The following is a 12,144-nucleotide window of genomic DNA, read 5'->3' on the forward strand; positions in this document are numbered from 1 at the left end:
ATCCCGAGTAGCGGATATACGCCACCGAAACGGCGCGATCGTTGTGCAATCGCCAATGCGTGGCGCGGGCAAAGGGCAAAGCGGACCCTGCACAAAGCGGGGCGGGAGAGGATTATGGAGCAGTTGTTTCGCCGATCGGGCGACATCTTCGCGGCGCCGCTGGACGAAAGCGTGCTGCTGCTCAACGCCGAAACCGGGCGCTATCACGGGCTGAACGGCGTGGCCGCGCGGATTTGGGAGATGCTCGAGCAGCCGGTGGGTGAGGCCGAGCTGGTCTCCGGGCTGGTCGCGGAGTTCGACGTGACGCCGGAAGAATGCCGCCGCGAGGTCTCGGCGTTCCTGACCCACCTGCGCGACCGCGGCCTCTTAAGCGCCGAATGACCGCGTGCGGCTGATCTGCGGCATCCTGCGGCTCGACGGGGGCGTGGCCTCCGACGCGACGCTCGACAGGATGGCGGCGGCGATGACTGCGCCGGGGCTGACGCCGTCGGTCACACGCCGGAGCGAGGGCGCGCTGGGGATGGCGGTGCTCGATTTCACCGGACGCGGCGAAGGGCTGTCCGAACGCGAAGGCTGGATCGCGGCCACCGACCTGCGGCTCGACCGCGGCGGAGGCGCGCCGGACGCGTGGCTCGTCGACGCGGTGCAGCGCCACGGACCCGACTTCCCCGATCGCATCGACGGCGATTTCGCCGTCGCGCTGTGGCAGCGTGAGGCCGCGACGCTGTGGCTGGGCCGCGACTTTATCGGGGCGCGGCCGCTGGCATGGACGATGCGGCCGGGCCGATGGTTCGCCTTTGCCAGCCTGCCCAAGGGGCTCCATGGCGCGGGGCTGGCCTCCGCGGAGATCGATCCGGTCGCGCTGGGGGTGAAGCTGCGCCAGTCCTTTTTCCGCGGCGCCGACAGCGGTTTTGCCGACATCGCCTATCTGCCCGCGGGGCACAGCCTGTGTGTCGGCGCCGATGCCGCCACCGCCCCCCGCCCGCACCGCGCCTATCGCCCGGATCCCCGCCACGTCGGAAGCTGGCGGGGAAGCCCCGCACAGGCGGCGGACACACTAAGGACGCTGGTCACCGACGCAGTGGCGGCCCGCATGCCGCCCGAGGGTCCGGTCGCGTGCCATCTCAGCGGCGGACTGGACAGTTCGGCGATCACCGTGCTCGCTGCCCGCGAAGCGCGGCGGCGCGGCGGGCGCGTGCTCGCGCTCAGCATGACTACCGCGCAGGCAATCGGCCCCGCCGACCGCGACGAGCGCCCGATGATCGCCGCGGTGCTCGCGCAGGAACCCGATATCGATCACGCGCTGGAACATGACGGCGTCCGCATGCCCGGCCAGCGCGAGGACCCCGACTGGCCCGGCAGCGTGGTCGACGGGTTCGACGACCGCATCATGGACCGCGCCGCCGCGACAGGCGCGGACCGCGTGCTGAGCGGAGTCGGCGGCGACGAAGGCGCGACGTATAACGGCGCGGGCCTCTATGCCCGATTGTTGCGGCAGGGCGCGCTGCGCACGCTGGCGCGCGAAATCCCCGCGCGGGCGCGGCATGACGGAGTGCCGGTGGCGCGGGCGATCGTCGACCGGCTGATCGTCCCGCTCCTGCCCGGTCGTGCCCGGAGGCTGATCCGCCGGCGGCCCTCGGCGATGGACGACACCCACGGCACGCTGCGCTATCTCCACCCTGGCCTCCGCGCCCGCGTGCGTGCGCGCAGCATGGCGCCGATCCTCCAGACCAACACCGCCGCCGAGCGAGTGGCGGCGTTCGCCGACCACCATATCCCATCGCGGTGCACCTATTATGCGATCCTCGCCGCGCGCCACGGGATTGCAGTCAGCTATCCGCTGCTCGACCGCCGAATCGTCGATTTCATGCTGTCGCTGCCCCCCTCGCTGTTCGTGGCGGACGGTGTTGCGCGACAGCCGTTCCGCACCGCGATGCAGGGCATCCTTCCGGACACGGTGCGGCTCGCGCGCCACAAGGTCGGGCTGTTCGACCAGCGTTTCGAGGACTATGCCGCGCGCAAGCCTGCGCTCCTCGGGGCTCTCGCCGCGCTTCGCACCGAGTCTTCGGACGCCGCCGCGCTGTTCGATCTCGATGCGATCGCCGCCGGGCTCGACCAGCTTCCGGAGCCCGGTAGCGCACCGGACGGGGCGGGAAGCCGCCACCGCACGATCGCCCCCTGGGAGCCGATGATAGCCATCGAATGCCTGATCGCCGCCAGCCGCCTCGCCAGTGCTGAAACCGCCGCGGCTGAAACCGGCGGGGAGGCCGGCTGACATCCTGCGTCATAATCACCCTCGCGCCTTCGCCTCGGACAGCGCGCCGATGCCCGAAGCCCCGCCGTCGCCGATCGCCGCGACCGCCCGGCGCTTCCTTGCGCTGATGCGTGCGGCGGCGGGCGGGCGGGGCCTCGCGATTGCGGCGGGGCTGACGCTCGCGGGGTCGCTGGCCGAGGGCGTCGGGCTGTTGCTGCTGGTGCCGGTGCTGCACCTGACCGGCATCGGCGGCGAGGCGGCGCCCGATCCGCGCGCGCTGGTGATCGGACTGGGGCTCTATGTGCTGCTCGTCGCCGCCGGTGCCGGGGTAGTGGCGGCGCGCACCCTCCATGTCGCGATGGAGCGTATCCGGTTCGTCGACCGGTTGCGCGGCGACCTCCACCACGCCTTGCTCCACGTCGCCTGGCCCCAGTTCCAGCGGCTGCGCGGCACCGACCTGATGCACGCCATTCTGGGCGAGACCGGGCGGCTGGGCATGTGCCACACCCATTTTATGACGCTGTTGTCGACGGCAGCGACGGTGCCGCTGCTGCTCGCGCTGGTGCTGTTCCTGTCGCCGACACTGACGCTTGTCACGCTGGGCATCGCGGCGGTCGCGCTGCTGCTGATCCGGCGCATCGGGCGCAGCGGTTTCGGAGTCGGGGTGCAGATCGGCCACGCGTCGATGGCGATGACCGCGGACCTGAGCGACGACCTGGCCGGGCTGCGCACCGTCAAGAGCCTGGGCGCAGAGGCCGCGCGCGAGGCGCGGCTTATCGGGCGGATCGACACGCTGCGCCGGCTCCAGCGCGTGCAGATTCGCACCCAGGCGATCGAGCAGGCGGCGCTGATGCTCGCGGCGGCGCTGGTGGCGTGCGCGGCGATATTGGCGGCGACGCTGTGGCTTCGCCTGCCGCTGCCACGCGCGCTCGTGCTGATCATGGCATTTGCGCGGCTGACCCAGCGCGCGCTGGGCGGGTTGCGCGTGTGGCGCCAGCTGGAGGCGAACCTTCCCGCGATCCATTTATACGATGGCCTGCTGACCCGGCTACAGGCCGGGGTCGAACCCCCATCCGCTGGAGCGCACGCGCTGCCGCAGTTTGCATCGTCGCTGGTGTTCGACAAGGTTACGCTGCGCACTCCGGACGGGCGGGCGGCGCTGGACGAGGTGAGCTTTGCCGTGCCCTATGGCGCGGTGATCGCGGTGACGGGGCCGTCGGGTGCCGGCAAATCGACGCTCGCCGATCTCGCGGCGGGGCTGATGCCGCCGACCGGGGGTACGCTATCGGTCGATGGAGCGGTGCTGACTCCGGAGCGGTTGCCGGACTGGCGGCGGCAGGTGGCGATCGTGCCGCAGGACCCGTTCCTGTTCCACGACACCGTGCGCGCCAATTTGAAGATCGCGGCGCCCGATGCCGATGAGGCGCAATTGTGGGAGGCGCTGGAGGCTGCTGCCATTGCCGGATTCGTCCGCAGCCTGCCCGGCGGGCTCGACTCGGCGGTGGGGGACCGGGGCACCGCGATGTCTGGCGGAGAGCGCCAGCGGCTGGCGATCGCCCGCGCGCTGTTACGCCGCCCGCGCCTGCTCATCCTCGACGAAGCGACGTCGGCGCTCGACTCGGGTTCGGAGACATTGGTACTGCGCGCGCTGGAGCATCTGCGGGGTCGATGCACGGTGCTGGCGATCACGCACCGGGAACAGACGCGGCGCGCCGCGGACATCGTGCTGGAACTGGAAGACGGCAGGATCAGGGCCTTACGCCCCATCAACTAAGCAAGCCCTGGCGTCCGGCGCGCTCGAAAGTTACGGGCTGGCGGGCGTCGAGCTACCGCCATCGGCGACGAGGACGACGATCCCGGCCAGCGCGGCAAGACCCGCCACGACGTACAGCCCGCCGCCCGCGTTCCAGAACTTACCGCGACCCCGCCTGGGCGCATCCTCGGGCTTCGGCTCTGCCTGCGTTCCCGACTGAGTCGCGCGCGCAGTTGCGGCAGGCGCCTTGGGCGCGGCCATGACGGGGGCCGCCATGACGATGGCGAGCGGAGCAAAAAGCACAGCATGGCGAAAACGCACTTCGATTCCCCTCAAGGACCCGGACACAGACCTACACTATATCGCACGAACCAGCACAAATGACAAATGACGTGCGACGCTTTTTCTAGCTGTGCGGCGCATGCCGGGGCGGACGCGCGACTATCGCGCAACAAAGCGCGAAGAATCCCGACAATGCCGCGGTCCGCAGCGGATAATCCACAAGGCTATGCAATAGTATTGCCCCGATCGCGACCGTCGCGCACCGGGGCATGATCTCGCCGCCGGATCGAAGCGCGACAATCCTGCGCACGCTCGCGCCGAACCACCACAGGAACAGGCCGAGCACGATCGCGCCCGCCACCCCGGTCTCGATCAACAGTTCGATAAGATCGTTATGGGCGTGATTGGTGAAGGTCGCGCCGACTCGATCGGCATCCTCATACCAGGGATAGAGCAGCGGAAAGCTGCCCAGCCCCGTGCCCACCGGAAAGCTGTCGCGCAGCATGCGCAGCCCGGTGGCGGCAAACTCGCGCCGGCTGATCCCCGGCACCGCGCCGCCGCCCGTCAGTTCGCTGCCCCCCAGCACCAGCGTCGCCGCTATCCCCAGCCCGGCGACCAGCGGCAGCGCAGCGAACAGGAGCGGGCGGCGCCAGCGCGGCCACAGGATCGCGGACAGCACCGCGATCTCGATCGGCAGCAGCACGATGCACGCCAGCGAGCGATTGATCAGCACGCCGAGGATCAGCAACGCCGCGATGCCGGCGGCAACGAACCTGAGCGGCGCGAATCGCCCGTCGCGCCGGGCCCTCGCGTACAGTCCCGCGCCCAGCGCCAGCGCCATCAGCAGGAACATGCTCTGATGGTTGCTGTTCGCGAAGAACCCCGGGCCGAAGCCATAATTGGTGATCGTGTAGATATAACCGGCGCCCGTCAGCCACTGCACGGTCCCGAGGCAGGCGGAGAGCGCCGCGATCGCGACGACCACGCCTGCAATCGTGCGCGGGCGCGGCGCGAGCGGCCCGCGCATCGCGATGAACAGCGCAAGCGCCGGGATCGCCCATGCCAGCGACGCGAGGCTGCGCAGCGGCGAGAGCGAGACCAGCAGCCAGGGCGGCGCCATGCCGATCAGCGCGAAGCCCTGCGCGACGTCTTCGCGACCGGGCAGTTGCGTCCAGACCGCCGGCGGCAGCGGCAGGAACTGCACCACCACCAGCGCCAGCATCCCGCGGACCAGCCAGACGCCGGCACGTCCGGGCTCGGCAGCGCCGGCGGGCGCCGCAGCCATCCCGCTCCACCCGATCAGCGCTGCGCCAAGCACTTGCAGGAGCAGATTGGCCGCATGGCCCGCGGCACTTGCTCCGCCCAGGATCAGCACCATGCCGAGATAGAGCGCGACGGCGACCTGCCCCGCCCCCCGGCGCCGTCCGGCAGCAGCGGGCGGCGGGCTCATGCTCCCGCTCCTGCGACGGAGAGCCCGGTGATCCGCGCCGATTGCCCGCCGCCGCCGTCCAACGCCTTCGCCTCGACGGTCAGGGTTTGCGCGGCGCAACCCTGCGCGGGCACCGCCACCGCCGCGCCGTCGCGATGCGGGCCGGGGGATGCCGAAAGCGCGAAGCGGGCCAGCGCGGGGCCATCGACGCAGCGGACCGCGACCGCAAGGCCTCCCTCCGCGCCCCGCAGTGATGCGTAGCGCGCGTCGAGCCGATGCGCGCCGGGCGGCAATGTCAGCAATTGCGCCAGCAGGACGCCGTCTGACCGGCCATAGCCGATCACCGAAACCCCGCCTTCGGGCGCGCGCTCGGCCACGCCCGCGGGACTCGCCACCATTTGCCAGCCGAACGGCGGCGGCGCGGAGAGGTCGGCAAAATCGGGGCTGTACACCCCGGCGGCATCGCCCCCGCCGCCCCATAGGCGGCGCGCGCGCGCAAAGGCGCGCTGGCGCACCAGCACCGCGACTGCCCCGGCGCGCAACCCGGGCGCGCGCAGCCGCGCAGGGGACAGCGCGGCGAGCACGCGGTCGGCGGTCGCCGGGTCCATGCCCTCCTGGTCGAGCGCCTTGAGCAGCGCGGCGGCAAGCGCATCGTCGGCGGCGAAGGCGGACAGGATCGACTCGCCCTCACCGCTCTGGATCGCTGCGGCCGCGATCTGGCCGGCGAGCCGGTCTGCCGTCGCGGAATCGAGCCGGTGCAGAATCGCGAGGTGGTGCGCGAGCGTCGCGGCATCCTGCGCGCGCGCGGCCAGGGCGATCGCCGCCAGCCGCGGGGCGAGCGCACGAGGATCGCGGCGGATCGCAGCGGCGATCCGGGCCGGGTCCAGCACCTCTTCGCCGCTGGCCGAGATATAGGCGCCACTCGCCAGCAGCGGCGCCCAGCCGAGCGGCTCGATCCACAGCGCCTGCCGCAACGTCGCCTGGGGCACCGGGCGCCCCAGTTCAGCCGATTGCAGCCGCGCGGGACCCAGCAGCCGCGGCGCGACCGAGGCGAAACACGCGAGGACCACCAGCAGCACCGAGCAGGCAAGCGCACGCACCCGGTGCATCGGCATCACGTCCGCTGCACCCGCGCAACCGCCGGTGCCTTGGTCTCGGACGCATTGGGATCGAAGCGCGCGCTCTCCGATGCGGTGCTGCTTTGATATTCATAATAGCCATAGCCGCCCGAATCGGCGTTGCGCTGGGTGACCTTGGTCAGCACCACGCCGATGACCCGGCCCCCGGCCTCCCGGACGCGGCGCACGGCATTGGCGACGTTCGGGGTACGGATCTTGCCGCTTTCGATGACGATCATCGTCGCGTCGACCACGGAGGCGAGCAGCGGCGCGTCGGTGAGGCCCAATACCGGCGGACCATCCAGCACGATCAGGTCGAACCGATCGCGAACCTCGGCGACGATCGCCGGCAGCCGCGCCGAGCTGAGCAGTTCGGCGGCGGAATCGCTGACCTGCCCGGCGGGCATCAGGCTGAGATTGTCGATCTCCATCGATTCGATGAAGTCGGTCGCCGGCCGCTCGGACGCCAGCAGATTGGCGAGCCCCACGCCCCTGCCCTTGCCATGGAAGGTCGGGCGCCGCAGGTCGGCGTCGATCAGCAGCACCCGCCGCCCCAGTCGCGCGCTCAACGCCGCAATCGCAAAGGCAGTGGTCGATTTGCCCTCGCCGGGGAAGGAGGAGGTGATCGACAGCGTGCCCGGCATCCCTTCCGGCCGCGCGAACTTCAATCCGGTGAGCGTCGAATAATAGGCTTCCGCAATCGCCGACTTGCGATTGGCCAGCGCGACGTCGAGCTCCAGGCTGTTGCGGTCCAGCGGCACTGCCCCCAGCAGGCGCAGGCCCAGCTTGCGCCGCACGTCGGCGCCCACGACGATAGTGTCGAACAACAGGTTCGCGGTGAACGCCGCGACCACCCCGATCGCCAGTCCCGCGAACAACCCGAGCATCAGGTTGACCGGCCAGTTCGGGCGATAGGGCCGCTGGGGAACGCGCGGCGGATCGGCGAGCGAGATATTGCTCTGGCCGATGCCCCCGGCGACGGTCACGTCCTTGTAGCGCTGGAGCAGCGCTTCATATTGCGAGCGATTGGTGTCGGCCTCGCGCTGAAGGATGTTGTACTGGATCGACCGGCTGCGCTCACCGCGCATTTCGACCTTCGCCGCGTCGAAGCGCACGTCGAGCACCTGTTCGGCCCGCAGCGCCGCCTGATACGCCGCGCGCAGCGCGCGTCCGGTCTCGCCGGTGCCCTCCGCACGCTCCCGGGCGATCTGGTCGTCCAGCTTGGCGATCTGCGCCTGGATTTCGCGCATCGCCGGATAGTCGGGTTTGAACAGCTTGAGGTTGAGCGCATATTGCGCCTGCAATTGCGCGCGCTGCTGGATCAGCGGGGAGATCGCGGCTTCGTTGCTCGCCGGGCGCTCGCTGGCGCCCGCGCGCCATGCGGTTTCCGCCGCCACCCGCCGCACCCGCGCCTGGTTCAGCGCATCCTGCAGCGCCGCCAGGTCGACCGCGGACAGCGTCACGCCCTCGTCGCTGACCTTGCCGTCCGCCGCCTGCCCCGGACGGCGGAACAGCCGTGCCTGGATGGCATAGTCGTTGACGTTGCGCTCCGACTGTTCGAGCGCGAGCTTGGTCTTGGCGAGCTGGTCCGACAGGAATTTGCGGGCATAGGAGGACGAGCTGTAGCGCCGCTCCAGGCTGCTCGCGATGAACTCTTCGGCCAGCGCGTTGGTCAACTGGGTCGAAAGCTCGGCATTGCCGGCCGAGACGCTGACGCGCAGCAACAGGCTGCTCTTGATCGCCTCGACCTGGATCGCGCCCTTCAGCCGCGACGCGGCGCGTTGCAGCCGGTCCTCGCGCGAACCGATCGTGCCGCCATAGCCTGGCTGTCCCGCCAGGTTCAGCCGCTCGGCGACGCGCATCGCCAGCGCGTCGCTGCGCAACAGGCCGACCTGGGTCGCCACCATCTCCTGGTTCATCACCGCAGAACGGAGCATCATCGTCCGCGATTGCTCGATCGGTTCGGTCGCGCTCGGATCATATTGCAACAGCGCGCTCGACCGGTACAGCGGCGCCGACAGCAGCGACAGCGCCCCCGTGACCAGCAGCCCGCCGGCGATGCACGCCAGGATCGTGCGATACTGCTCGCGCAGGATCCGCAATATCTCCTGGATTTCCAGCGACGCCGCTTCGGTCTCGACGCCCGTTTCCTGGGGCTGGTTGCTCGTGGCGGCGTGGATCAAGCGCGTTGCCCCGTCTGGTCGGACACGATCACAGCGTCCTGAAGATGGTGAAGGCCGGAAGGCTCTGGACGAGGTCGCGATAGACTTTGCGCAGGTCGTTCGACTCGACGATCACGGTGTCGCCGGGATAGACCAGCGGGTCCGCCATCTCGCCGCGCTGGATCGCGATCAGGTCGAACGCCGCGGCGACGGTCTTGCCCTCCTGCTTGCGGAAGATCGCCGATCGCCGGGGATTGGCCGCATCCTCGTTCAAGCCCTTGGCCAGCGCGATCGCGCCGAGCAGCGTGGTGCGTCCCGGTAGCGGATAGACCCCCGATTGCGTCACGCCGCCTTCGATCGTGACGTTCATCGCATTGGTGCTGACCACGCGCACGCTGATGTCGGGATCGTTGAGATAGCGCGCGGCGTAGAGCCGTTGCAATTCACTGGCGAAGGCATCGGGCCGCATGTCGCGCACGCTGACCGGGCCGAGCAGCGGCATCGCAACGATCCCCTTTGCATCGACCTGATAGTCGCCGCTGAGATCGGGGACCCGGAACACGCGGACGTTCACCACATCCAGCGGCCCCAGCGGGATGTCATAGCCCGGCTCTTCGGGCGCGCGCAGATCGGGGGTCCCAAGCAGAGCCCCGTCATAGGGCAATGCGCCGCCGCGAGTCGAACACCCCGACACCGATGCCGACAGCGCCATCGCAGCAACGGTCGAGACAAGCCAATGATCAGAACGGCGGATTCCGGGCAGGAATAGTCCAAATCCTCTCAAGGGTCCCCGTCCTGTTCCGGCCGGCATCTCAGAATTCTGGCGCCGACTCATCTATGATCCTTCTCGAATATAGCAGTGACCGGGGAATGGGAAGCGCCGGTAACCGCCGCTGCTGCTGCCGCGACTACTGCGCGATAGGCGTCGATCACCGTCGCCACCGAAAATCGGCGCTCGGCGATCGCGCGGCTGGACCGCGCCATTGCCTGCCACTGCGCCGGATCGACTGTGCCGGCACGACGCAGCGCCGCCGTGAGCGAAGCCACGTCGCGGCATTCCGCGAGAAAGCCATTCTCCCCCTCGTCCACGACGTCGCGGCAGCCGGGGACGTTGGTCGTGACGATCGGCCGCCCCATCGCGAGCGCTTCGAGCAGCACCCGCGACATGCCCTCGCGGTAGGACGGCAGCACGATCCAGTCCGCCGCCGCCATCGCCGGGCGGACATCGGGCTCCGGCGCGCGCCATTCGATCGCGCCCTCGCCTTCCCAGCCGCGCACTTCATCGAGCGGGATCGCGGTACGGTTTTCGACGTCCGCCGCGCCCATCAGGATGAAGCGCGCATCCGGCCATTCGCTGCGCAGATCGCGCGCCGCCGCGACGAATTCGCGCACGCCCTTGTCCGCCAGCAACCGGGCGACCAGCAGGAAGCGACGCCCCGGCACGTGCACGGGCGGCGGCTGGAACCGGACCAAGTCGATGCCCGATCCCGCAAGCACCTGCGTCTGTTCCGCCCGGACGAGGCGCATCCGGACGAACAGCGCGCAATCGTCGCCATTCTGGAAGAACACGCGCGGACAGCGCAGGAAGGCGAGCCGGTAGAGCGTGCAGGCGAGCCGCGTCAGGATCGTCCGCCGGATGAACAGCGTGCCCAGCCCCGACACGTTGGGAAAGGCAGCGACTCCCGCCAGCCGCGCGGCGATCGCGCCATAGATGTTCGGCTTGATCGTCCAGCTCAGCCACGCCACCGGACGCTCGGCGCGCAGGATTCGGCGGAGCGCGAGGAAGGTCGCGAGATCGCGCAGCGGATGCGCACCCGCAGAGTCGAGAGCGACGGGGAAGAACACGCAGCCCATCGCGCGCAATGCCGCGCTCGACTCCCCGTCCTCGGGCGCCACCGCACCGACGCGATAGCCGTCAGCGAGCAGCGCCTCGACGAGCTCGCGCCGGAAATGCGCGAGATTCCACGCCGTGTTCGCCGAGACGAGCACCAGCGGCCGGGCGCGATCGTCGGGCTCAGAGCGCATCGAGCACCGAATGATAGGGGACCCAGGCAAAGGCATTGTCGGCGAGCAGCAGCCACGCCGTCTGGACGAGCGCAGCCGCGGCGATGACTGCCATGCGGATCGGATACGCCGCTGCCCTGCGCATCGGCAGGAGATCGCGGATCGTGCCGCAGGCGACGATCTGGATCGGCGCGAAATACAGCGATAGCCGGTCGACCGCGCTGGATGACGGGCTGAGCCAAAGCGCGATCAACGCCGCGATGTTGGCGAGCGCGAGCGCCAGCCACACGATGCGCGCCGGCCCCGTGATCGGGAATCGGCGCCAGCACGCCAGCAGCAGGATCGACGGCGCCACGTTCATCGCGACGCGCACCAGCGCGCCGCTCGAATCATATTCGCTCTGCAGATAGCCCGCCTGGAACTCCTCGATCCGCCACGACAGCACATAGGAGAACAACACCAGCCCCGCGCACCCCAGGATCAGCGCCACGACCCGCCTTCGCCCCGCCATCGCGAAGCCGAAGACGGGGAAGACGATTGCGCTGGTCGAGTGCAGCCCCGCCGCGAAGAGCAGCCGCACGGCGGTGGCGGCGATGCGGCGCCGGTCGAGCGACGCAATCGCCAGCATCAGGAACCCGATCGCCCCGGCCTGGCGGACATATCCCATGCCGACGACGATCAGCAGATAGGGCACGGCCATGACGATCGCCAGCCACGGATCGCGCGTCGTCAGCGCCACGCGGAGCACGCCCATGCCGATCAGCGCCGCGCAGATGCCGTTTACGGGATAGATGCCAAGCCGCAGCAGCGACGATAGCCACAGGATGAAGCCAAATATGGGGTCGGTCGTCTGGAGCGCGGAAACGAGGCTTTCGCCCCGCACTGCCTCATACATGCCCTTATACGCCTCCCAATCGCCCCCGATCTCGTTCCGGAATGTCGCCAGAAGGACATAGGCCGACAGGAACAGCAACATCGCCGCACCTTGGGTCGCGCCCAGTTTGGCATACCGCTCGACAGGGAATACCAGAGCCATTGCCGCGGCATAACAAAACAGTACCCAATATACCGCCATAGCTGCGGCCACCCCCTTTTTTCGGGCCGCGATAGCTACGATAGTCTCGGATAATGCCAGGCTGCAA

General features: G+C 69.7%; 10 protein-coding genes. 3 read left to right on the forward strand and 7 right to left on the reverse strand.

Annotated features, from left to right (window positions below):
* The first annotated feature begins 114 nt into the window (after positions 1 to 114).
* From TS85_RS15125 to TS85_RS15135, 3 genes are read left to right on the forward strand one after another with little or no spacing between them, the layout of a single operon-like run.
* On the forward strand, positions 115 to 381 hold the full coding sequence (locus TS85_RS15125) for an HPr-rel-A system PqqD family peptide chaperone (protein ID WP_044333301.1): 267 nt from the start codon (positions 115 to 117) through the stop codon (positions 379 to 381).
* A 4-nt stretch (positions 382 to 385) separates the two neighbouring features.
* Positions 386 to 2,275: an asparagine synthase-related protein gene (locus tag TS85_RS15130; protein WP_044333302.1), complete on the forward strand. Its 1,890-nt coding sequence runs from the start codon at positions 386 to 388 to the stop codon at positions 2,273 to 2,275.
* 49 nt (positions 2,276 to 2,324) lie between these two features.
* Entirely contained in the window at positions 2,325 to 4,028 is a 1,704-nt protein-coding gene (locus TS85_RS15135; protein ID WP_044333303.1) for an ABC transporter ATP-binding protein, read from the forward strand.
* 30 nt (positions 4,029 to 4,058) lie between these two features.
* Here TS85_RS15135 and TS85_RS15140 read toward each other — a convergent pair whose 3' ends face one another.
* From TS85_RS15140 to TS85_RS15170, 7 genes are all read right to left on the reverse strand, one after another.
* Positions 4,059 to 4,283, reverse strand: coding sequence for a hypothetical protein (locus tag TS85_RS15140; RefSeq protein ID WP_155006437.1), 225 nt, complete (start codon positions 4,281 to 4,283; stop codon positions 4,059 to 4,061).
* 130 nt (positions 4,284 to 4,413) lie between these two features.
* Positions 4,414 to 5,739, reverse strand: a complete 1,326-nt coding sequence (locus tag TS85_RS15145) for an O-antigen ligase family protein (RefSeq protein ID WP_044333307.1) — start codon at positions 5,737 to 5,739, stop codon at positions 4,414 to 4,416.
* On the reverse strand, positions 5,736 to 6,836 hold the full coding sequence (locus tag TS85_RS25780) for a hypothetical protein (protein ID WP_162184731.1): 1,101 nt from the start codon (positions 6,834 to 6,836) through the stop codon (positions 5,736 to 5,738). The genes TS85_RS15145 and TS85_RS25780 overlap by 4 nt, the downstream gene beginning before the upstream one ends.
* On the reverse strand, positions 6,833 to 9,019 hold the full coding sequence (locus TS85_RS15155) for a GumC family protein (RefSeq protein WP_044333310.1): 2,187 nt from the start codon (positions 9,017 to 9,019) through the stop codon (positions 6,833 to 6,835). Before TS85_RS15155 ends, TS85_RS25780 begins: the two co-directional genes overlap by 4 nt.
* Positions 9,020 to 9,047: 28 nt before the next feature.
* Positions 9,048 to 9,710 carry a polysaccharide biosynthesis/export family protein gene (locus TS85_RS15160; protein ID WP_052507952.1) on the reverse strand — a complete coding sequence of 221 codons (663 nt, stop codon included), beginning with the start codon at positions 9,708 to 9,710 and terminating at the stop codon, positions 9,048 to 9,050.
* A gap of 119 nt (positions 9,711 to 9,829) precedes the next feature.
* On the reverse strand, positions 9,830 to 11,023 hold the full coding sequence (locus tag TS85_RS15165; RefSeq protein ID WP_077228643.1) for a glycosyltransferase family 4 protein: 1,194 nt from the start codon (positions 11,021 to 11,023) through the stop codon (positions 9,830 to 9,832).
* Complete coding sequence (locus tag TS85_RS15170; RefSeq protein WP_162184732.1) at positions 11,013 to 12,038, reverse strand: EpsG family protein; 1,026 nt, start codon at positions 12,036 to 12,038, stop codon at positions 11,013 to 11,015. Before TS85_RS15170 ends, TS85_RS15165 begins: the two co-directional genes overlap by 11 nt.
* Positions 12,039 to 12,144 lie beyond the last annotated feature (106 nt).

This window comes from Sphingomonas hengshuiensis, assembly GCF_000935025.1.
Taxonomy (GTDB): Bacteria; Pseudomonadota; Alphaproteobacteria; order Sphingomonadales; family Sphingomonadaceae; genus Sphingomonas; species Sphingomonas hengshuiensis.